The 22,622-nt window shown below is 64.0% G+C and carries 16 protein-coding genes; 11 read left to right on the top strand and 5 right to left on the bottom strand.

Annotation, left to right across the window (positions count from 1 at the left end; all coding sequences use genetic code 11):
- Positions 1-375: 375 nt before the first annotated feature.
- From ACCC94_RS15335 to ACCC94_RS15305, 7 genes are all read left to right on the top strand, one after another.
- Positions 376-1,122, top strand: a complete 747-nt coding sequence (locus tag ACCC94_RS15335) for an AraC family transcriptional regulator (RefSeq protein WP_413350356.1) — start codon at positions 376-378, stop codon at positions 1,120-1,122.
- Positions 1,123-1,310: 188 nt separating this feature from the next.
- Positions 1,311-1,691, top strand: a complete 381-nt coding sequence (locus ACCC94_RS15330; RefSeq protein ID WP_413350355.1) for a hypothetical protein — start codon at positions 1,311-1,313, stop codon at positions 1,689-1,691.
- A 100-nt stretch (positions 1,692-1,791) separates the two neighbouring features.
- Positions 1,792-2,205: a hypothetical protein gene (locus ACCC94_RS15325; RefSeq protein WP_413350354.1), complete on the top strand. Its 414-nt coding sequence runs from the start codon at positions 1,792-1,794 to the stop codon at positions 2,203-2,205.
- Positions 2,206-2,360: 155 nt separating this feature from the next.
- On the top strand, positions 2,361-2,858 hold the full coding sequence (locus ACCC94_RS15320) for a hypothetical protein (protein ID WP_413350353.1): 498 nt from the start codon (positions 2,361-2,363) through the stop codon (positions 2,856-2,858).
- Entirely contained in the window at positions 2,855-4,051 is a 1,197-nt protein-coding gene (locus ACCC94_RS15315; RefSeq protein WP_413350352.1) for a hypothetical protein, read from the top strand. Before ACCC94_RS15320 ends, ACCC94_RS15315 begins: the two co-directional genes overlap by 4 nt.
- Before the next feature lie 1,055 nt (positions 4,052-5,106).
- Positions 5,107-7,680 (top strand): PAS domain S-box protein, encoded by a 2,574-nt coding sequence (locus ACCC94_RS15310; protein ID WP_413350351.1) that lies wholly within the window; start codon positions 5,107-5,109, stop codon positions 7,678-7,680.
- A 591-nt stretch (positions 7,681-8,271) separates the two neighbouring features.
- Positions 8,272-9,633, top strand: coding sequence for an MFS transporter (locus ACCC94_RS15305; RefSeq protein WP_413350350.1), 1,362 nt, complete (start codon positions 8,272-8,274; stop codon positions 9,631-9,633).
- A 326-nt stretch (positions 9,634-9,959) separates the two neighbouring features.
- Here the strand turns inward: ACCC94_RS15305 and ACCC94_RS15300 are convergent, their stop codons facing one another.
- A complete protein-coding gene (locus tag ACCC94_RS15300) occupies positions 9,960-11,000 on the bottom strand; it encodes an ABC transporter substrate-binding protein (RefSeq protein ID WP_413350349.1) in 1,041 nt (346 codons plus the stop codon).
- Positions 11,001-11,260: 260 nt separating this feature from the next.
- Here ACCC94_RS15300 and ACCC94_RS15295 point away from each other — a divergent pair, with 260 nt between their 5' ends.
- Positions 11,261-12,748 (top strand): PucR family transcriptional regulator, encoded by a 1,488-nt coding sequence (locus ACCC94_RS15295; protein WP_413350348.1) that lies wholly within the window; start codon positions 11,261-11,263, stop codon positions 12,746-12,748.
- Here the strand turns inward: ACCC94_RS15295 and ACCC94_RS15290 are convergent.
- The 4 genes from ACCC94_RS15290 to ACCC94_RS15275 all read right to left on the bottom strand — a co-directional run bounded on the left by ACCC94_RS15290 (position 12,738) and on the right by ACCC94_RS15275 (position 17,583).
- A complete protein-coding gene (locus ACCC94_RS15290) occupies positions 12,738-13,082 on the bottom strand; it encodes a cupin domain-containing protein (RefSeq protein WP_413350347.1) in 345 nt (114 codons plus the stop codon). The genes ACCC94_RS15295 and ACCC94_RS15290 overlap by 11 nt on opposite strands.
- Positions 13,083-13,092: 10 nt before the next feature.
- On the bottom strand, positions 13,093-14,478 hold the full coding sequence (locus ACCC94_RS15285; protein WP_413350346.1) for an NAD(P)/FAD-dependent oxidoreductase: 1,386 nt from the start codon (positions 14,476-14,478) through the stop codon (positions 13,093-13,095).
- Positions 14,479-14,779: 301 nt separating this feature from the next.
- Positions 14,780-15,403, bottom strand: a complete 624-nt coding sequence (locus ACCC94_RS15280; RefSeq protein WP_413350345.1) for a hypothetical protein — start codon at positions 15,401-15,403, stop codon at positions 14,780-14,782.
- Between the two features lie 182 nt (positions 15,404-15,585).
- Positions 15,586-17,583, bottom strand: a complete 1,998-nt coding sequence (locus tag ACCC94_RS15275) for a TonB-dependent receptor family protein (RefSeq protein WP_413350357.1) — start codon at positions 17,581-17,583, stop codon at positions 15,586-15,588.
- A 359-nt stretch (positions 17,584-17,942) separates the two neighbouring features.
- Here ACCC94_RS15275 and ACCC94_RS15270 point away from each other — a divergent pair, with 359 nt between their 5' ends.
- The 3 genes from ACCC94_RS15270 (at position 17,943) to ACCC94_RS15260 (ending at position 22,218) form a co-directional block, all read left to right on the top strand.
- On the top strand, positions 17,943-20,381 hold the full coding sequence (locus ACCC94_RS15270) for a glucose/quinate/shikimate family membrane-bound PQQ-dependent dehydrogenase (protein WP_413350344.1): 2,439 nt from the start codon (positions 17,943-17,945) through the stop codon (positions 20,379-20,381).
- A 92-nt stretch (positions 20,382-20,473) separates the two neighbouring features.
- Positions 20,474-21,739, top strand: coding sequence for a carbohydrate porin (locus ACCC94_RS15265; RefSeq protein WP_413350343.1), 1,266 nt, complete (start codon positions 20,474-20,476; stop codon positions 21,737-21,739).
- A gap of 146 nt (positions 21,740-21,885) precedes the next feature.
- Positions 21,886-22,218, top strand: coding sequence for a DUF1508 domain-containing protein (locus ACCC94_RS15260; protein WP_413350342.1), 333 nt, complete (start codon positions 21,886-21,888; stop codon positions 22,216-22,218).
- The last annotated feature ends 404 nt before the right edge of the window (positions 22,219-22,622 follow it).

Genomic DNA, 22,622 nt, shown 5'->3' with positions numbered 1-22,622 from the left:
CCCTGGCTGCGTGCCCCGCCCCGAAGGCAGAGGGAGCCATCCATGCCGGCTGAAGCCCCTGTTTCAGCCGGCACCCAACCAATTCCCTCTCCCTTCAGGGAGAGGGTTAGGGAGAGGGAATTCGTCGATACGGGGTGCAGAGAAAGGCAGTCGTTCCTACGTCGCTGGCCGCATCTGCACGAGGGAAACTTTCACCCCCACCATGATTGATAATTGCAAACTGATTGATTTAATGTCTGTTTTGTTGTCCATATAAAGAAGATCAAGCAATAAAACGCCAGAAAATCGCCCGCCACCTTTCCTAGAATATTCTCCGCCAACCGGAGAACATCCAATGCCACCCGTCCACCCTCGCCGTCCTCAAGGAAGCCCGCCATGACCTGCGCCCTTTCCCTCGAAGCGCTGGCCTACGACCATCAGGATGGCGAGGAAATCCTTCCGCACTGCCACACCCAGGCGCAGCTGATCCACTCGATCTCCGGCGTGATGCTGGTGGGTGCGGCGCAGAGCAACTGGGTGGTGCCGTCGGGCCACGCACTGTGGGTGCCGCCGGGTACCGGGCACCAGATCCGCATGTTCGGCAGCGTGCGCATGCGCACCCTGTTCATGCCGGCTTCGACCTGGCCCTGGGGTGGCCAGCAGTGCCAACTGATCACCGTAACGCCGCTGTTGCGGGAACTGCTGGTCGCCGCCAGTGCGATGCAGGCTGGCAGTGGCAACGAACACCGCCGTCGTTGCCTGCACGAGCTGCTGCTGGTGGAGATGGATGCGGCGCAGACAGTCGGCATCCACCTCGCCATGCCACGGGACCCGCGCCTGCTGCGGCTGTGCAACGCGGTAATCGGCGCACCGGCGGACGAAACCGGCATGGAGGACTGGGCGCAGCAGTTGAACATGAGCAGCCGCACCCTCGCCCGGCTGTTCCAGCGCGAACTGGGGATGAACTTCGGCGACTGGCGCACCCGCGTGCGCATGGTCCTCAGCCTGCCACGCCTGAGCGCCGGCGCCTCGGTGCTGGAAGTGGCGCTGGAGCACGGCTACCAGAGCCCGAGCGCCTTCTCGCAGACCTTCAAGCGGGTGCTCGGGCGGTTGCCAAGCCAGTATCGGGCCGAGCGAGTCTGAGGTTTGCCGGCAATCGAGATTAATAGAATCCGCCGTACTAGCGGTCCGAGCTGAAAGAGCGGCCTTACATTTTTGCAGGACCAATCCATGCGGGCTGTCCGATCAGCCGCGTTGTTTTGAATATTTAGAATCGGCACTTTATCGGGGTTGCGCTCTTTCCTTTAACCTCCTCCATATTGAGGACAAAAATGCAAAAGAAGCCCTACCCCAGTTCCGTCCTGCATCTCGCTGCAGACAATGAAAGATTTACCAATGCCCGAAAGCCGTCACGCTATATCGATCAACTCATCGACGGTGTCGCCACTACCTTGTTTGTTATCCGCGCCGCACGCCAACCGCCCACCGTCGAAGACCTCCAGCACGCCAAGGACCTGATAGGCAAAGTTGATATCCTGGTTGAGCTGGCAAAGCTGGAAACAGGGGTAACTCAGCTCGATATCCGCGCAGGGATTGGTGGCCCAGGCGGGACGAAGGCCGCGGAGTGGACGCTGGCGCATCTGCTGAGAATGCACGTCCATGGTGCCTGGGGTGATTTATCGGCAGGCGAGGTTCACGCTTCTGCTACTTAGCTGAATGACTACCGAGCGGCTGTTGCGCGCGTGCCAGCAGTCGCTACCCTGGCCATCAACTCAAAACGCATTATCCCAGCCTACTCTTAGAGGCTCAGCAATGCCCGAACAGTACCGCGTAACGCTGAACGATGAACTCATCACTGCCACATCGAACGAAGCCGCAGCCTGGGAGACTTATCGTCGCCTGCTGCGCCGTGGTGATCTTCGGGCGCAACGTCCACTAGCCAGCATCCACAAGGGCGCAGAGATATTGCACAGCGCCCTATGTGACGGGTGCGCTGATATAACCGAGATAGGTCCTTATCTCACTCCTAATGAAGTTCTAAAACTCGTCGCTGGTGAAAAACAAACGCAAGACCTGATGGCAGCGGCTCACTCTCAAGGCTATCCAGTGACTGCTAACCGCGTACTGTGCTGGAGATTTGAGCCCGGCAACCAAAGACGCCAAACCATGAGTGTGGATGAACTTTATATTGTCCTTGCCGGGCTCAAGGAATTGGACAAAGAGTAAATAATCGGACAACCTCCCCACACTTTCCGCGCCCCTCGCTGAATAAGCGCTGCACCACAAAGCTTATTCCTACATACCTGCCCCTCAGCTCCTGAGTAGAGTCCAGTTAGCCGCTGGATACATCAGCTGCATCTCTACTTCCTGGAGCAAAGAGCATGACCGTTACTAAACCGTCCACGCCCTTCTATACCAACGACATAGCGCCAGAACGCCTGCACAAACTGAACACGCCCTATTTCGCCGAAGAGCAAATACAAACCTTTGCCCCCGAAGCAGCGGCAATTATTCGGCAAAACCAGGCAGCGCGACTCGCGAACCCGGCAATAGGCATTCGGCTATTCGCAACGGAAGGCAGCCAGACCAAACGTGGCGGCGTCATCCAAAAAGGCACTTCCCCCCTCGTCATCGTTATCGAATCCGGTGAAAAGCTGACCGTTGCCCGAACCGGCGACCCAATCCAATACCCTGATGGCTCGCTTGCCTACATCAAGACCGGCGCCGGCAAAGCCAACGGCAACCTCGCCCTGGTCGGCAGCCGGCTGGATAACGGCGATGAAATCATCAATACCCGGCAGCGCACAGGCAGTATCTGCATACGAAGAGACACACCGGTGGCTAGTGACTTCCTCCCTGCCCTGGAGGATGAAGAATGACGCTGTATCGTCCCGATATCGACGGCAAAGGCCAGGCGCTTGCCGGCGACAGGACTACCACAGGCGCCTTGCTCATCAGCTACATCACCCCCTGGGGAAGCTGTGACGGACGAGGATTCGTTCTGCGAGGAGACAAAACCACGGACTGCCCCAAATGCGGGAAAGCCGGCGTCATTGTCGAAGGCGCTGAAGGCTACAGCTGGGAGGGAATCCCAATTGCCGTGGATCGATGCATCGTCAGTTGCGACTGTCCGGATGGAAGCAATCGGATCATTGCGCCCTTGGGGCCGCTTTCATCATCTTCGGGAGGAAGCAACAACACCAAAACACTTCCTATCCCAGTGATTACACCTTTTGTGGCGCAAATCTGCCTTACCTGCCCAGGCGGCAACACTCCTAAAGGGCTTAACTATGTAGTGCACTTGGCTGATGGAACGACTCGCGAAGGCACCACCGACCAGCACGGTCGCATCGCACGGATTACCACGAAGAAAGCCACGCGAATCATCCGCCTGGAACTGCTGCCGCCTGCGCCCTCCGAATCACCCTGCTGTATCGCCAAGGGTGGGTATGAGCCACTAGTCATAGACCTGAAAGCGGACCAGCTATCCACCGACAACTCACCCTATGGAGCTGCCACGAAAACTATTCCGCTACCAGAGGGCGAAAAACGGGCGCTGACGCCCGGCGAAATCGGCATGGCCCGAATCGTCTTCAAGGACTCTATCGATTACAGCCAGGTCAAAATCCACCATGGCGGCTGGTGGTTGTTCCTGGGATTCCAGAATACGGCAGTCACTCCTAATGGGGATATGTATTACCCCAAGAGCACTAATCTATACAAAGATGACTTTTCCGCCACAGGAAGAGGAACAGATAAGGCCCTTTTCATGCATGAGATGACCCATGTGTGGCAGTACCAACTGGGCTACTGGGTGAAGTGGCATGCGCTGTGGGTAACCAGCCGAGGCGCCGCCGCATATGAATACAACTTAAAGAATGGCGGAATTCTTTCTGAGTACAATATGGAGCAGCAGGGAGAAATAGTGTCTGACTATTATATAATATGCATTGAGAAAGATCCAAAATCTGTTTGGAATCCGGGCAACCAGAAAAAGGACCCCGGCCTTCTGGCAGCGACTCTTCGCAAGTTTCTCTCAACGCCATCAAGCACAGACAATCTTCCGGATTAGGGCGACATGAAAAAGGAGATACGCACCCTTCTTATTACCTTGGCGTGCATTGGACCTACTGCCGAAGCGACACCGTGGGGGCTAGCGGGTAATGCAGACATCTCGATGACTGACGGCGTACTTTCAATTTGCATTCCCGTATCGGCAAAAGACGATATCGCCATTGATTCCTTGTGGGTAACTGAGAACAGCCGTGATCACGGCCCTCATGACATCATGTGGGACATAGAACTCAGCCCCGGGAGTACTCCAGTGAAACTGAGCCCAGGAAGGTGCATAAAATACGGAGATACTCCAGGCGGATATTCAATAAATACACCAGCGAAAAATCTCAAAACGGGATCCACATACAGCGCCCGCCTGAATAGACAAATGAATAATCCAAAACGGACTGACGTGCTATTTTATACGACCGTGTTCTGTCCTTCGATTTACAACAGAAATCTTGTTTATCTTCAGTACAAATACGAAGGAGCGAGAGTCATAAAGCCTAATTGCATCAGAAATCAACCCCCAGAATAAGCCATTAATCTTTGGATATCTGCAGCTTATTAGAGTGGATGTATATAGCCAACTTCCTCGCCAAACCGGACTTGCCAGGACATCTGCAGCAGGCGGAGGACTTCGATTTTTCAATCATCTCGCCGGGCTCGCACAGAACCAATCTGCTTACTATCCTGGCGGCCATGGCGCACTAGCCCTGCCCCTCCAGGAAAGTGGGCTCCGGCGTCACTCGATGCCGAAGCGGATGCTGTAGCCCACTTTCGCCCCGCGGCTGGCGGTGAACCGTGGTCTGACCGGGCACTGCAAGGTGAAAGAGGCGTTCAGCGGCTTGAACCAGGCCGCCGTTTCCGAGGTGCATCCGCTGCCCGAACCGGCTTCGCGCCGGGCCCCCTGAGCGGCGGCAGCGGGCTGCCGGCCGTTGACGCCCAGCGGCGCGCCGGAGTCAGGCTACAGTCATAGCGCCTGGCGGTGATTTCAACGGAACGCAATCACCGCTCCCGGGCTCTATTCGGTATGTATCCCCAGGCCAGCAGGGTGCGCCTCACGACAACATGGAACAACTTTCAGGACTGGCTCCGCTTCCGGCAGCCGATGACACCCCAGGTGCCCTCTTCCACGACAGCCGACTGGAAGCGCAGGACGTCGCCTCCCTGATCCAGTCGCGCGACTGGCGCGACTCCCCGCTGGGTGCGCCCGCGGCCTGGTCGACCAGCCTCAGGACGCTTATGAGCACCGTGCTGCCGGTAAAGGCGCAGATCGTGCTGTTCTGGGGCCCGCAGTACGTCGCGCTGTACAACGATGCCTATGCCCCGAGCATCGGCGGCAAGCATCCGCGTGCCCTTGGCCGCCCGGCCATCGAGAACTGGACCGAACTCTGGGATGACCTCGAACCGCTGCTGCGCGGCGTGCGCGAAACCGGCGAGACCTTCGCCGCCAAGGACCGCCCCTTCTATATAGAGCGGTATGGCGCCGGGGAAACCGTGTACTTCGACGTCTCCTATTCGGCGGTGCGCGATGACGACGGCTCCATCGGCGGCGTGCTGTGCATCGTCACCGAAACCACTGAGCGCGTGCAGTTCGAGCGCCGCCAGGCCTTTCTGCTGGAGTTGGGCCGGGCCCTGCCGCCCGTCGCGGAGCCGGAGCGCATCGAGACCATCGCCACCACGATGCTGGGCGAGGAACTGGGCGCTTCGAGGGTCTTCTTCGGCGAAGACAACGGCGACGGAGTCACCTTCGATGTTGCCCGGGAGTTTCTCGCCTCGACGCCGAGCGCCGTGGGCCGGCATCGCTACCGTGACTTCGGCGGCGACCTGCTGCGCTCGCTGCAGGCCGGTTTGTCGGTCAGTCGCCACTATCGCAGCGACGAGGGCGGGCTGCCCGAAGGCGAAGCGCAGACCCGTCGCGACCTGTGCCTGGGCGCCACCCTGCATGTACCGGTGATCCGCCACGGTGTGCTGGAGGCCGTGCTGGCAATCCACCATGAAGCGCCGCGCAGCTATGCCGACTTCGAACTGCGCCTGGTCGAGGAAACCGCCAAGCAAGCCTGGACGGCCATCCTGCACGCCCGTGCGGAAATGGCGCTGCACGCCAGTTCAGCGCAGCTTTCAGCCATGTTCGAGCAGGCCAGCGCCGGCATCGCCCTGTGTGACCGGGACGGCTGGTTCACCCGGGTCAACGAGCGCTACTGCGAAATCGTCGGCCGCGCCCGCGAGGACCTGCTTTGCGCTCGCCTGCAGGAAATCGGCGAGCTTTCAGCTGCAGAGCTGATGGGCGGAGCAGCGACGCCCAGGGAGATCGTCCACCGCTATTCGCGCCCGGACGGCAGCGAGGTCTGGGTACAGGACCAGCTGACGCCATTGCTCGATGAGCAGCAGGCTGTCACCGGCATGCTCTGCGTCTGCGTGGATATCAGCGCGCGGATCTGCGCCGAGAACGAACTGCGCCGGCTCAACGAGGGCCTGGAAGGCCGCGTCGCCGCCATGGTCGCCCAGCGCGAGGCGGCAGTGGCGCAACTGCATGAAGCGCGCAAGATGGAGATGATCGGCCAGCTCACTGGCGGCATCGCCCATGACTTCAACAACCTGCTGACGCCGATCATGGCGTCGCTGGAACTGGTGCGCCGGCGCCTCGACGATGAGCGCTCCACGACCTTGATCGATGGTGCGCTGCAGGCAGCCGACCGCGCACGCATCCTCGTGGGACGCCTGTTGACCTTTGCCCGCCGGCAGACGCTCAAGCCGCAGGCCGTCTCCCTGCGCGAGCTGGTCAGCGACATGCGCGACCTCATCGAGCGCTCCCTGGGCAGCACGATCGAGGTGATGCTCGACCTGCCCGAACGCCTGCCCGCCGTGATAGTCGACCCGCACCAGTTGGAACTGGCGATCCTCAATCTGGCCGTCAACGCTCGCGACGCCATGGCCGAAGGCGGCCAGTTGAAGATCAGCGGCAAGGTCAGCGAGATAGCCGACGGCGAGGTGCCCGGGCTCTGTGCCGGCCGCTACGTGGGGCTGGTGGTCAGTGACAATGGCAGCGGGATGGACGCCCAGACCCTCGCCCGCTGCCTGGAACCCTTCTACTCCACCAAGGGCGTGGGCAAGGGCACCGGGCTGGGGCTGTCGATGGTGCAAGGGCTGGCGGCGCAATCCGGTGGCGGTCTGGCCATCGCCTCGCAAGTGGGGAGCGGTACGCAGGTGACCGTCTGGCTGCCGATCACCGATGAGATCATCAGCGGCAGCGACAGCGAAGTGCTGGAAGCCCCGGTCGCGCCGCGGCCGATTCATGTCCTGCTGGTGGATGACGAAGACATGGTGCGCTACACCACGCGCCTGCAATTGCGCGACCTGGGCTACCAGGTGACCGATGCGTCGTCGGCCGCTGCGGCGATGGCGCTGATCGACGACGGCCTGGTGCCCGACGTGCTGGTCACCGACCACATCATGGCCGACCGTACCGGTGCCCAGCTCGCCCACGATGTGCGCCAGCGCTTCGCCGAATTGCCGGTGCTGATCATCACCGGCTACGCCAACCTCACGCCGAGCCAGATCCGTGGTTTCGAGGTGCTCTCCAAGCCCTTCCGCCGCGCAGAACTGGCTGCTCGCCTGCTGCAATTGATGGGCACTGGCTGAATCGGATCGCGCAGCCTGGGGCTGGCCGGCGGTGGGACGCGCGCCCTGCCGGAGGACCAACCAGCTCCGGCACATCCGGGTAGCCATCGCGGACAAGGTCCGCTCCTACGAAAATGCATGCGCCGCAGTTGACCTGTAAGCAACTGCCTTTCTCGGGAAAGTTCGTGCCTAGGATTTCCCCTTTTCCTAACCCTCTCCCTTCGGAGCGGGGCGCGCAGCCAGGGCTGGGGAGAGGGCATGCCCCGGCGCGGTATTTCGGGTAGGAGCGGACCTTGTCCGCGAATTCGCCGGCAGGCGAATCAGTGCCGTATGCTGGCTCCGGCGCGTCCGGTCAGCCATTGCGGACGGGTCCGCTCCTGCGCGAAGGCAATCGCCACAGCCCGCGGGTAATGCCGCACTCCACTCCCACGCTCATACGATCGTACAGGCGCCCACGCCAAGCTTCTTACCTTGGGTGAATTGTCCGCCCGCCCTGCCCGCTGCACCCTCTTCCTCCCCTTGCCGGCCACCGAAACGGGCACCTGCCGCCCGTTGCCGGAACGAGAAAGCCACCCCGCCTGGCCACTTACAAATTCAACAAAGGTTGTACCCATGAGCGTGTTTGATGTCATTGAACATTCCCCGGTATCGAAGTTTCACCGGAAGTTACTGCTGGCCTGCTGCGGCGGCCCCTTCCTCGATGGCTACATCCTCAGCCTGATCGGCATCGCGCTGATCGGCTTCGGTCAGGACATTGCCGCTACCTCGGTGGAAACCGGCCTGATCGGCGCGGCCTCGCTGCTGGGAATCTTCTTCGGCGCGACGGTGTTCGGCGCAATCACCGACCGCATCGGCCGGGAAACCATGTACGCCCTGGACCTCACCGTGCTGGTGGTCGCCTGCGGCCTGTCGGCCTTCGTCACCGAAGCCTGGCAACTGATCGTGCTGCGCTTCGTCATCGGCCTCGCGGTCGGTGCGGACTACCCCATCGCTACCTCGCTGCTGACCGAATTCACCCCGTCCAGGCGCCGCGGATTCATGATCGGCGTGTCGGGGTTGGCGTGGTCATGCGGCGCGATGACCGCCTTCATCGTCGGCTACCTGATGGTCTCCTGGACCGGCGACCACTCGCTGTGGCGCTGGATGCTGTTCAGCGGCGCGGTGGTGGGCATCATCGTCGTACTGATCCGCCGCGGCATCCCGGAATCGCCGCGCTGGCTGGCGAGCAAGGGTCGCATCGAGGAAGCGCAGAAGGTCATCAGGCTGGTCTACGGCAAGGACGTGGTGATCACTCCCGCCGACGTCGCCGAGCTGAACGACGGCGGCCGCCCTCGTTCGTGGAAAAGCGACCTGAAGATGATTTCCTCGGGCGGCTACCTCAAGCGCACCATCATGTGCGGCATGCTCTACTTCGCGCAGATCACCCCGCAGTACGTGCTCTACACCTTCGGCAGCATGATCCTGCTCACCGCCGGCATCAAAGGCGAGAACTCCTCGACCCTGGGCGAGCTGATGATCGCCATCCTCTTCGCCATCGGCGTGATCCCGGCGCTGAAGCTGGTGGAAACCTGGGGCCGTCGTCCCATGGTGGTAGTGCCTTTCGCACTGATGGCGTTGCCGCTGCTGGCTTTGGGCCTGTGGGCGGACGCCCCGGCCTGGTTCATCGTCGGTGCCTTCGCCTTCTACGCCTTCGTCTCCGGCGGCCCGAGCATCCTGGAGTGGATCTACCCCAACGAACTGTTCCCCACTTCCGTGCGCGCCACCGCCGTCGGCGTGGCGGTCGGCTTCAGCCGCATCGGCGCAGCGACCGGCACCTACCTGATGCCGATCGGCATCGAGTCCATCGGCCTGCAGGCCACCCTGCTGATCGGTGCGGCGATCACCCTGCTGGCATTCTTCATCTGCCTGGCCTGGGCGCCGGAAACCAAGGGCCGCTCGCTGCAGCAGTCGGCGTCGTTGAGCCTGGCAAGCTGATCCGCTCCTGCGCTTGACCAGAAGCCCATCGGCAGCGTCGATGGGCTTTTTTGTGCACGGCAAGGCACGCTTCCACATTCCCTTCCCACTCCCGCCGCTGACCGCACGCCGCCAGACACTGTTCGCGAGCAAGCTCGCTCCTACGAAGAGCCAAGCACGAGGGCTGACGTCGCTGTAGGAGCGAGCTTGCTCGCGAACATCCAGGGCACGTGGCATCCAGGTTGAACAGGGAGCGCGCCCAATACAGAGAACCCCGCTCATTCGCCCACAAAAAAGGCCGCCCGAAGGCGGCCTGAAAGTGCGGCGTCGCCGCACACTGCGAAGCTCTACTGTTTGGCAGCCCAGGCGTTGAAGCGCTGCTCCAGCTGCTCGCCATGGTCGGCCCAGAAGGCCGCATTCATCGCCACCTGCCCGGCCAGGTTGGCCTCCTCGGTGGGCATGTTGGTGCGGCGGGCGGCGTCCACCAACGGAACGGCAGCGCGGTTCACCGGGCCGTAGGCGATCTGCTGGGCGTAGTTCTTCTGCTGCTCGGTCTGCAGCACGTACTGGATGAAGCGCAGGCCTTCCTCGGAGTTCTTCGCGCCCTTGGGAATGGCGAAGGCATCCATGTCATAGATGCCACCGTTCCACACCACGCGCAGCTGGCTTTCGTTCTGCACGGCGGCGATCCGGCCGTTGTAGGCAGAACTCATCACCACGTCGCCGGAAGCCAGATACTGTGGCGGTTGTGCACCGGCTTCCCACCACTGGATGCTCGGCTTGATCTGGTCGAGTTTCTTGAAGGCGCGGTCCTGGCCTTCCTTGGTCCCGAGTACGGAATAGACATCCTTCGGCGCCACGCCGTCGGCCATCAGGGCGAATTCCAGGGTGTACATCGCGCCCTTGCGCAGGCCGCGCTTGCCGGGGAATTTCTGCGTATCCCAGAAATCTGCCCAGCCGGTCGGCGCGCTCTTGAGCTTGTCGGCGTTGTAGGCCAGCACCGTGGACCAGACGAAGAAGCCCACGCCACACGGCTGTACCGCAGCGTCCAGCAGCTCCGGGGCGAGCCTGGCGATATCTGGCTGCTCGCCGATTTCCTGCAGCAGCCCCTCGTCACAGGCGCGCGCCAGCTCCGGCATTTCCATCTCCACCACGTCCCAGGAGACGCTGCCGGTGTCTACCTGCACCTTGACCTTGGCCATCTCGCCGTTGAACTCGTCGGCGATAAGGCGGCTGCCGCTCTGCTGCATATAGGGTTCGTAGAACGCCTTGACCTGGGCAGCCTTGTTGGCGCCGCCGTGGGAGACCACGGTGAGGTCGGCCAAAGCCGGGAAAGTCACCGCGCAGCCCAGGGCGCAGGCGATGGAGGAACTCAGGATATTGTTCATTGTTATGGTCTCCGGTGAGTGGACGGCCCGCCTCGCGGCAGGCGGCGCCATCCGGGGCCTTCAAGGGCTCGCATGGCGCACTGCCAGCTAGTCTTGGGTCTCGCGGGCGGGCTCTACAATCAGACGCAACTACAATTCGAAGGCCCTCTCTCGTATCCCGGTACGAGACCCCGGGCACGGCGCAAACCCAGGCGCGACAGGGCCCCGCGCGGGTGGCATGCTTGCCGGCCGAAACCTCCTTGCCGCCTGCGGAACATCCCATGCCCTTCCATATCCAGGACATCCTCGACAACGCCTCCCTGCGCACCCGCCTGCTCGGCGGAAGCGAAGGCGTCGGCCGGCGCCTGCGCTGGGCACACGTGTGCGAACTGGCGGACCCGACCCAGTGGCTGGGCGAAGGCGACCTGCTGATGACCACCGGCATCGGCATTCCCGCCCAGGCCCAGGCGCAGCGGGAGTACCTGCAGCGCCTGGCCGGGGCGCGCATCTCGGGGCTGATGATCGGCGAGAACATGCAGGCCCCGGCGGATATCCAGGCTCTGCAGGACGAAGCCTGCCAGCTGGGGTTCCCGCTGCTGATGACCGATTACGCGGTGCCCTTCTCTGCCGTGACCCGCGCCATCGTCGACGCCAGCAAGCAGGAAGAACACGAGCGCCGCAGCGCTGTGACGCGCATCTATGAAAGCGCCCGCATCGGCCTGCGCGGGCTTGGCCTCGCCGACCTGTTGCGCCGGCTGTGCAGCGACGTGCGCGCGCAGCTGTTCCTGTTCGATTCGGCCACGCTGCAACCCTGGCAGAAAGGCCTCTCGCCGCTGCCGGACAGTTGGCGGGCAACCCTCGCCCAACGCCGCTCGGTACCGGACACCGTGACCCGCTGCAGCACTGACGAGCAGGAAGCGCTGGTGATGCCGCTGCCGTCGCTGACTACTTGCGAAATCCTCGCCACGGGCGGCGAACTGCTCGACTACGGCCTGCTGCACCACATCGTGGCGGTGCTGGGCATCGAGCTGGAGCGCGCCCAGGTCGAGCACGAGCGCATGCTGCGCCTGGGTTCGGAGTTGCTGGACGACCTGCTGCAGCAACGCCTTACCGAACGCGCCGCGCAGGAACGCCTGGCGCAGTTGAACTGCCCGGTTGAGGCCGCCTGCCTGGCGCTCGCACACGTCGCCGGCGAGCTGCCGCAACACTGGCAGCAGCGTCTTCAGCGACTGGGCATGGGCCTGCTGGTACGCCACCAGGGCAACGAGTTGATCCTGCTATTGAGCGATCTGGCGCAGGCTGCGGCCCTGCAGGCCGAGTTGGACTGCACCCTTGGCCACAGCAACCCGCTGGGCCAAGCGCTGCGGGCGGTGGAAGCATTGCGCGAGGCGCGACTGGCACTGGCCCATACCAATCGCCAGCGCCCGCTGGTGGCCTATGCCGATGCTCAGGGCGAGCAGTCCTGGCTGCCGGCAAGCCTGGAGGAAGCACGCCGCGTGCATCGCCGGGTGCTCGGCGCGCTGGCGGACTACGACGCGCAACAGGGCGGGCAGCTGGAGCACACCTTGCGAGTCTTCCTCGAGCAGAACCGTTCCTGGCAGAAGGCCGCGCAACGGCTCAACGTGCACAAGCAGACGCTGGTCTATCGCATCCGCCGCATCGAGGAAATCACCGAGCGCTCGCTGGACTGCACCGAGGACGTGGCCGTCCTCTGGATCGCCCTGCGCTCGGCGCAGATTGCCGGGATAGACGCCGGGATCAGGGAATGATCACAAAGCTCTTGCGCACGGTCTCGCGGATGTCCCAGGTGCCCTGACAGTTCGCCGGGAACAGCACGGCGTCGCCAGCGCGCAGTTCAATCGGCTCGCCGTCGTCCGGGATGAACAGACAGTGGCCGCTGATGAAGTGGCTGAATTCCCGCGATAACACCTGCCGCCGCCAGCGGCCCGGCATGCACTCCCAGACGCCGGTGAGCAGGCCTCCCTCGCCTTCCTCGGCGTGGGTCGCGGTGCTGGACACTGGCGTACCCAGGGGTTCCTTCACCGGCTGCGGCGCCGGCAGTACGAGGCCGGCGGTGCCGGTGAGCAGGATTGGTTGAGGCATGGTTCTTCTCCTAGAGATCTTTGTCTTCGAGCCCTGCCGGGGCGAAGCCGGCCAGGATACGGTCGAGCCAGCTGCCTTTGCGCTTCTGCGCCTCGGCCTGTTCCTTACGTTGCACCGCGCCGCGCACCATCAGGCCGCCGACGTAGCGCACCGGTTCGAACGGGAAACGCTTGGGCTGCCGGCCAACCAGGCCGCAGCGACTCCATTCGTCATCAATGCCGAGCGCCAGGCTGGCGAGGATGCGCCCGCCGAGGCGGCTCGGGCCGACGCCGTTGCCGCTCCAGCCGATGCCGTAGACGATGTGCGGGGCGCCATCCAGATGGCCGAACACGGGCAGACTGTCGTAGGTGCGGTCGATGGGGCCGGACCAGCTGTGGGTCACTGGCACGTCGCCCAGTTGCGGGTAGGTGCGGCGCAGGTCCTGCTCGGTGTCTTCGCACAGCTGCGGGTGGTGGTCGTAGCTTTCATCGATGCGGCTGGCAAAGCTGATCATCCCGGTGCCCTTGCCGAAGGCGATGCGGCCGTCCTGCGTGGTGCGGTAGTAGTCGACCATCAGCTGCGAGTCGGTGATGGCTTCGCCGCCGGTCCAGCCGATCTGCTCCAGGCGCTCGGGGATCGGCGCGGTGGCTACCACAGTGCTGGTCACCGGCAGGATGGTGCGACGCAGTTCGGGAATTGCCGCAGCCCAGGCGTTGGTCGCCATCACCACCTTCGGTGCGCGCAGCTCGCCGCCGGGGGTGCGGATCACCGCCGGCCGGCCGCGTTCCAAGCTGAGCATCGGGGTGTTCTCGAAGATGCGCACGCCTTTCTCCAACGCCACCCGGCGCAGGCCGCGCACCAGACGGGCCGGCTGCACAGTGGCATTGCTGGCTTCGAGCACGCCTTCGAGGTGCTTCGCGGAGCCAGCGCGGCGCGCCACTTCGCTGTTGGATAGTGACTGGAACACCGGCTCGCCGAGGCGCTCGCAAGTCTGCTGCACGCCCTTCCAGGCACCGCGCTGGGCGTCGGTGGTGGCAGTCCACAACCAGCCGGCTCGGCGGAAGTGCGCATCGATGTCGTGGGCCTTGCAGAACTCCTCGATTTCGCCGATGGCTGCTGCCGAGGCGCGGGCCAGGCGCAACGCCTCGTCCTTGCCGCATTGCGCGGCCAACGAGCTGATCTTCGGCCACCAGGACATGACGAAGCCGCCGTTGCGCCCCGAGGCGCCGCCACCGCAGATGTCCCGCTCGATAATGGCGATACGGCAGTCAGGCTTGAGTTCGAGCAGGCGCAACGCGGTCCAGAGGCCGACGAAGCCGCCGCCGACGATGGCCACGTCGACTTCTAGCGGGCCTTCAAGCGCAGGCAGCGGAGCCAGCTCGGAGGCGATTTCCTCCAGCCACAGGGAACGTTTCATGTGCGGATTCCAGGTTGAACGGTAGTGCGCCACTGTCCTGCGTCAGGCCAGTGGCGAACAATCGTCCATTCCATGCAATCCGGGGGAAGGCCTCATACGAAGATATGAAGCCGAGGTCTTTGTAGGAACAACTGTCTTCTTCTGAAAATCAGTGCCTGGGTCTTCCCTCTCCCCCGCCCTCTCCCTGAAGGGAGAGGGAGCAGATCGTGCCAGCTGACACCATGGTTTCACCCTGCACCGAACGGTCCCCTCTCCCTTCAGGGAGAGGGTTAGGGCTGGCCCTCGTGCAGGGCTCCTACCCTCAGTTGCGAGTCTTCTTCGGCGCCAGCCCCGGCCTGGAGAACTTCACGATCAGCCAGTTCTCCGACTTGCCGTGCTTCACGGTGACCTCGGCCACGCGAATGCTCGCCGGCACCGTGGCCAGTACCTGGCGGGCATCGAGGCCCGGCTTGATGTACTTGTCGAGCTGTTCGTAGAGGCGGTAGCTGATCATCCCGCTGCGCAGCGCATGGGTCTCGAAGTCGCCGATGGCCTTGGCATCGGCCTCGGTGCGGTTCGGGTTGAGGGTGTGCGCCAGGACGTCGACTACGTTCTTGTCGTCGGCGATGGCCACCAGCATGAAGCGCTTGGCCACTTCCTGCAGCACGCGGCGGTAGGCGGCATCGTTGTACTCGCTGTATAGCACCGCCTCGACCAGTTTCTGCTTGTCGAAGGTCAACGCCAGGCGGAAGCGCGTGCCGGCGTAGTCCACGCCATCCTTGCAGCGCGCGGTGACGCCCATCGGCTGCAGGCATTCGACGAAGCCCTGCTGCTTGCCGAAGCCTTTCTGCGCCGCGCCGTAATTGTACTTGCCGAACAGCGGATCAGCCGCCGGCGCCATGCCCGCCACGCACATCAGGAGTGCGCCCATTGCCCATCTGCTCATGACAAACTCGTCTTACGAAATACGAAGGACGCGAGGATAGAGGATTCGCAGCGTTCATGTTCCCTTGATGCCGATGATCGGCAACAGATGCATGCGGGTTCGCGAGCAAGCTCGCTCCTACAGGTTTGACTGGTGCTCTTCGTAGGAGCGAGCTTGCTCGCGAACCGCACGGCACCGCTCAATCAATCGAAGCGGTATTCCAACCCAGCCCCCGCATACCACGACCGCCCCGGCGCTGCCTCGTAATACCGCCCATTGCTGTCGCCGACTATCACCGAGCCGACGTACTGGCGATCCAGCAGGTTGTCCAGGCGCACCAACTGGTGGAAGGTCCAGGCCCCGAGGTGCTGCTCGAAGCGGGTGCGCCAGTTGAACACTGCGTAGCTGGGCGCCGGCTTGTCCTCGTTGCTGTCCTCGACATAGACCTTGCTGCGGTACTGACCCTCGAAGCCCATGCTGATGCCGTCCTGCGGCTTCCACACCAGCTCGCCGAACAGGCTGCTGCCGGGCACGCCGGGCAGGTGGTTGCCCTTCTCGATGGTGCTGCCGTTCTCGACGAAGTCCTCGTTGTAGGTGGCGTCCAGGCGGGTGTAGGCAAGGTTCGCCTGCCAGTGTTCGGACAGGTCGCTCTGCACGCCCAGCTCGAAGCCGCGGCGCAGTGTCCTGCCGGCGTTCTGGTAGCTGGTGCGGCCACCGCTGGAGCTGGCGACGACTATCTCGTCGTCGGTGCGGATCTCGAAGATCGCCGCGTTGACCCGCGTATTGCCGGCCACCTTGGCCTTCAGGCCGATCTCGTACTGGGTGCTGGTGGCCGGGTCGAGGCCGAAATTGAAGCTCTCCGCAAGGCCCGGCGCATAGGCCATCTCGGCCTGGGTCGGGGTCTCGAAACCCTTGCCGGCGCTGACGTAGCCGTGCAGCTCGGGAGTGAAGGCGTACATCACCGAGAGCGACGGGTTGTTCTGCTGGTACTTCTTCGAGCCGCTGGAGTCACCGTTGGACAGATAGTGGTCGTCCACTTCCATCTTCATGGTGCTGTGCCGCAGGCCGGCGTCGACCGTCCAGTTGCCCAGTTCCCAGCGCGCCTGCACGTAGGGGTCGAGACTGGTAGCGATATCGTTCTCGTTACGCCGCATCTCACCCTTCACGCCCAGCTGGTCGCCGCTGAAGTTCTGGAAGCCCTTGCGGTCGTCCTCGCTGCGGTCGTAGTCCAGTCCGCTGGTGACGGTCAGCTCGCCCGGCACGCCATGCACCGGCTGGATCCAGCGCAGGGTGCCGCCGTGGAACTCGCGGTCGAAATCCACCACGCCACCGCCGCGCTGGGAATTGGAAGCCACCGTCCGGGGGATCGACAGGTACTGCACCACGCTGCGCTGGCCGGCGTAGAGGTTGAACTGCAGGGTCGCGTCGCCGAAGTAGCGCTCGTAGTTCATGCCCAGCTGCTGGTGGTCGATGCTCTTGCGCGTGTTGTACAGCTCGGCCGCCGGGGCCACGGAGCGCGGGTCGTGCTTGTAGGCATCCCAGGTCTGGCCCAGCGGGTCCTGCGTGTTGTTCTGCTCCAGGCTGCTGTAGATCAGCGCCAAGCGGCTGTCTTCGTCGGGCCTAAAGTTGAGCTTGGCGAAGGTCTGGTCACGACGCGCGGCGCTGTGGTCGCGGTAGCCGTCGGTGTCCATGCGCGAGGCATCGAGCAGGAAACCTGCCTGGTCGGTGCCGCCCTCGGCATACAGGTGGTTCTTGTTGAAACCGTCGCTGCCGAAGGTGCTTTCTGCGCCGACCTTCGGCGGGCCATAGCCGTCGCGGGAGAACATCTGGATCACCCCGCCGCTGTTGCTGCCATAGAGCGTCGAGGCCGGGCCGCGCAGCACTTCGATACGGTCGGCGACATCAAGGTTCAGCGTCGCCGCCTGGCCCTGGCCGTCCGGCGTGCTGGCGGGGATGCCGTCGCTGAGCAGCTTCAGTCCGCGAATGCCGAAGGCCGAGCGTGCGCCGTAGCCACGGGAGGAAATCTGCAGGTCCTGGGCGTAGTTCTGGCGGTTCTGCACCACCAGGCCGGGCACCCGCTGCAGCACTTCGGAGGCATTGACGCCGAGCTGGCCGTCGCCGAGCTGCGGCTGCTGCACGGTGTCGATGGAGAATGGCAGGGCGAAGCTCGATACCGGCGCATAGGCGCCGGTCACCACCATGGGCGCGGCCAGGGCTTGCTCGGCGCCCTGCGGGTCAGCGGCTCGGGCCAGCTGGCCGTGGGCGACGCCGCAGATCAGCAGCGACAGCAGTTTGAGGCGGGCGGGCAAAACAGCGCGGGGAACAGGCACGGCGGCTAGGATTCTTCTGTAGGACCGAACAGCGATGCTGCCAGTCTCGGCAGGCTCTGCACAGGGGCTTCGTGGTACGCAATGTCGCCGGTAATCAGGCATGCAAGAGGCTACTTCGTTCATAAGGGCTTTTCTTGGGAGCACAAAAAGCGCGTTTCGACCTTTGTACTATCTAGTTAATTAGCTTGCTAAGAGTATAATCGGCGAATCCAACAGTGAGAACCTTCTGTATGAAACCGATACAGCGCGCCTCCCGCGTGAGCACTTTCATCCTCCTCGGCCTGGGTGTGGTCATCGCCCTCCTCGGCCTCGCCCTGGCCGCCGGCGGCGTCCGCCTGGTCAGCCTCGGCGGTTCCTGGTACTTCCTCATCGGCGGCCTGGCCATGGCGGTTTCCGGCCTGCTGATTGCGTTGCGCAAGCCGGCCGGCGCCTGGCTGTTCGCCGCCTTCCTCCTCGCCACCGCGATCTGGGCCGTGGCCGACACCGGCCTGGTGTTCTGGCCGCTGTTCTCTCGCCTGTTCATGTTCAGCGCCATTGGCGTGGTCGTCGCGCTGGTCTATCCGCTGCTGGCGCGCTCCGCCGGCCGCCAGCCCGGTCGAGGTGGCTCTTATGGTGCGTACGGCATCGCCGGCGTGCTGGCGGTGCTGGTGGTGATCGCCGCCGGCAACATGTTCGTCGCCCATCCCAGCGTGGCCCCGACCGGCAAGGGTCCTGGCCTGACACCGGTCGAACCGGCCCACGCGCAGAAGGACTGGGCCCACTACGGCAACACCGAGGGCGGCAGCCGCTTCGCCGCGCTGGACCAGGTCAACCGTGGCAACGTCGACAAGCTCAAGCTTGCCTGGACCTACCACACCGGCGACGTGGCCATCAGCGACGGCAACGGCGCGGAAGACCAGCTGACCCCGCTGCAGGTCGGCGACAAGGTGTTCATCTGCACCCCGCACAACAACCTGATCGCCCTCGACGCGGACACCGGCAAGGAGCTCTGGAAGAACGAGATCAACGCGCAGTCCAAGGTCTGGCAGCGCTGCCGTGGCATGGCCTACTTCGATGCCACCCAGGAGATCGCCCAGCCGACCCAGCCCAACAGCTCGCAGGTCATTGCCGCCAGCGTTCCGGCTGGTGCCAACTGCCAGCGCCGCCTGCTGACCAACACCATCGACGCGCGCCTGATCGCGGTGGACGCCGACACCGGTGAGTTCTGCCAGGGCTTCGGCAACAACGGCCAGGTCGACCTGAAAGCCGGCCTTGGCGACGTGCCCGATTCCTACTACCAGCTCTCCTCCGCCCCGCTCATCGCCGGCACCACCGTGGTGGTCGGCGGCCGCGTCGCGGACAACGTCCAGGCCGACATGCCCGGCGGCGTGATCCGTGGCTTCGACGTCATCAGCGGCGCCATGCGCTGGGCCTTCGATCCGGGCAACCCGGAAGACAAGCAGGCCCCGGCGGACGGCAAGACCTACGTGCGCAGCACCCCCAACAGCTGGGCGCCGATGTCCTACGACCCGGCGATGAACACCGTCTTCCTGCCCATGGGCAGTTCGTCCACCGACATCTACGGCGTGGAGCGCACCCGGCTCGATCACACCTACGGCGCTTCCGTCCTCGCGCTGGACGCCACCACAGGTGCGCAGAAGTGGGTCTACCAGACCGTGCACAACGACCTCTGGGACTTCGACCTGCCGATGCAGCCGAGCCTGATCGATTTCCCCGTGGCCGATGGCAAGACCGTGCCCGCCGTGGTCATCGGTACCAAGGCCGGGCAGATCTACGTGCTCGACCGTGCCACCGGCAAGCCGCTCACCGAGGTGAAGGACGTACCGGTCAAGCCGGGCAACATCCCCAACGAGCCCTACTCGCCGACCCAGCCGCGCTCCGTCGGCATGCCGCAGATCGGCGCGCAGACGCTGACCGAGTCGGACATGTGGGGCGCCACGCCCTACGACCAGCTGCTGTGCCGCATCGACTTCAGGAAGATGCGCTACGACGGCCTCTACACCGCGCCGGGCACCGACCTGTCGCTTAGCTTCCCCGGCTCCCTGGGCGGCATGAACTGGGGCAGTCTCTCCACCGACCCGGTGCACGGCTTCATCTTCGTCAACGACATGCGCCTGGGCCTGTGGATCCAGATGATCCCCTCGGCCAACAAGGGCGCGGCGGCCGGCGGCGGCGAAGCGCTGAACACCGGCATGGGCGCCGTACCGCTCAAGGGCACGCCCTATGCGGTGAACAAGAACCGCTTCCTCTCGGTGGCCGGCATTCCCTGCCAGGCCCCGCCGTTCGGCACCCTCACCGCCATCGACATGAAGACCCGCCAGGTCGCCTGGCAGGTACCGGTGGGCACCGTGGAAGACACCGGTCCGCTGGGCATCCGCATGCACCTGACGATCCCCATCGGCCTGCCTACCTTGGGCGGCACACTCTCCACCCAGGGCGGCCTGGTGTTCATCGCCGGCACCCAGGACTTCTACCTGCGTGCCTACGACAGCAGCAACGGCCAGGAAATCTGGAAGGCCCGCCTGCCCGTGGGCAGCCAGGGCGGCCCGATGACCTATGTGTCGCCCAGGACCGGCAAGCAGTTCATCGTCGTTACCGCCGGCGGTGCGCGCCAGTCCACCGACCGCGGCGACTACGTGATGGCCTACGCGCTGCCCGACACCCAGTAAATCTCCTGTCGCGCCCGCCACTGGCGGGCGTCTCCTTCCGGCGCGGCCCTACCCCGCGCCTTTTTTTATTCGCTTCAAGTCCAGGAAACCCCATGCGCACTTCCCTTCGCCTCACGCCCGGCCTGCTGCTGTGCATCGCCTCGCTGCCAGCGCTGGCTGAAGAAGGCCTTCTCGAACGCAACACCCTCACCGGCGACTGGGGCGGCCTGCGCCACCAGCTGGAAGAGGACGGCATCAAGTTCACCGGCGACTACAGTGGCGAGACCGCCTACAACGCCCACGGCGGCCTGCACCGCTCGGCGCGTTATTCGCAGAACATCAAGCTGGGCGTGCAGTTCGACCTGGCGAAACTCTACGGCCTGGACAACGGCGGCAAGGTCCAGCTGACCATCAACGACCGCCGCGGCAACAGCGCCTCCGAAGACCTGGTGGGCAACCGCCTGCCGGTGCAGGAAAACTACGGCGGCCTCTACACCCGCCTGACCGAGCTGAGCTACGAGCGCGACCTGGGCCGGGCGCTGAACCTCAAGCTCGGCTACATGGCCATGGGCAACGATGTGGGCGGGCTGGACAGCGGCATCCTCTGCAACTTCATGAACGCCGGCTTCTGCGGCCACCCGCTGAACATGTCCGGCGGCAGCGGCTGGACCAACTATCCCAACGCGCACCTGGGCGCACGGGTGAAGTACAGCTTCGCGCCCGACTGGCAGTTGCGCATCGCCGCCTTCAACGTCGACCCGGAAAGCAACGGCAACTCCAGCCGCGCCTGGCACCTCGCGCCCAAGCACACCACCGGCACCGTGGTGCCCATCGAGCTGATCTACAAGCCGCAGGGCGAGCTGCCCGGCGAGTACAAGCTGGGCTGGTACTACGACAGCTCCGACGCTCAGCGCATCGGCAGCGACAAGGAAGTCTCGGGCCGCAGCGGCCACTACCTGCTGGTGGACCAGGCCGTGTGGAACGACCCGGCGTCCAAGGGCCGCAGCCTGCACCTGTTCGGCCAGGCCTCGGCCGCCAGCAGCGCGGCCTCGCCCTTCACCAAGTGGTACGGCGCCGGCGTCGTGCTCTACAAGCCGTTCGACGGCCGCCCCAAGGACAGCCTCGCGCTGGGCTATGGCCGCGCCGTACCCAATCCGCGCAGCCGCGACTTGCAGCAGGACAACGCCCTCGCCAACGGCCAGGACTACCCGAACCTCGACAGCGGCGAACAACTGATCGAACTGAGCTATGGCTACCAGGCCACGCCCTGGCTGACCCTGCGCCCGGACCTGCAGTACGTCATCGAGCCCGGCGCCTTCTCCGGCCAGGACATCGACAACGCCCTGCTGCTCGGCCTGCAGGTAAAAGCGACGTTCTGAGCCCGGAGATTCCGAGACAAATTGATACAGTAACCCCATGATTCATAGGACTTTTCCTATACAAATAGAACGTCCGCACGCCTAAACTGGCCTGTCACCCTGCGGGACACCCGCAGGACGTTGACACCGGTTATAGGGAGCACCACATGCCCGGTTGGTATGAAATCAAGGAACTCAGCAGCGGCAACCGTCGCGTTCTGCTCAAGAACACTGCCCACGGCACTCTGCTGGAAACTCTGGCCTACCCGACACAGGAGGCAGCCGAGCAGGCCATCAACAGCCTCCGCAGCTCCTGTGCGGCCGTCGAGCGCTACAAGCGCCAGATGTCCCCCGGCGGCAAGAATTTCTTCGTGATCCGCGATAACACCGGTGCAGAACTGCTGACCAGCAAGCTGTACGACTCCGAGGCCGCGCGCGAACAGGCGATCGCAACGATCGCCCAGGCCGGCCAGAGCACCGAGCTGCGCAAGCACGCTTGAGTGCCGAGTGAATGAAGGAGCCCCGCGCAATGCGGGGCTTTTTTGTGGGCGCTCGAGCTGTTCGCCGGTTGCTTTGGCAGAGTGCGGTTCGCGAGCAAGCTCGCTCCTACAGGGGGCCGCAGCGCACCTGCCTTTCGTAGGAGTGAGCTTGCTCGCGACCCCGCCCGACGCATGACTCCCTCATCGTAGGGCGAATAACGCCCAAGGCGTTATCCGCCACTCTGGCGGATAACCCGTTCCGGGTTATGCGCCCTACGGACTCACCGCAGCCGACTTGGAGAGCGGGAGGTGCTGTAGGAGCGGGGGGGGGGCCGGCCCCCCCCCCCCCCCCCCCCCCCCCCACCCCCCGAGCGGCCCCGCCCACCCCCGCCCCCCCCCCCCCCCCCACCCCGCCCCCACACCAC

This window comes from Pseudomonas sp. Pseusp97, assembly GCF_047304025.1.
Lineage (GTDB): Bacteria > Pseudomonadota > Gammaproteobacteria > Pseudomonadales > Pseudomonadaceae > Pseudomonas.
This window is presented reverse-complemented; position numbering and strand designations above follow the sequence as displayed.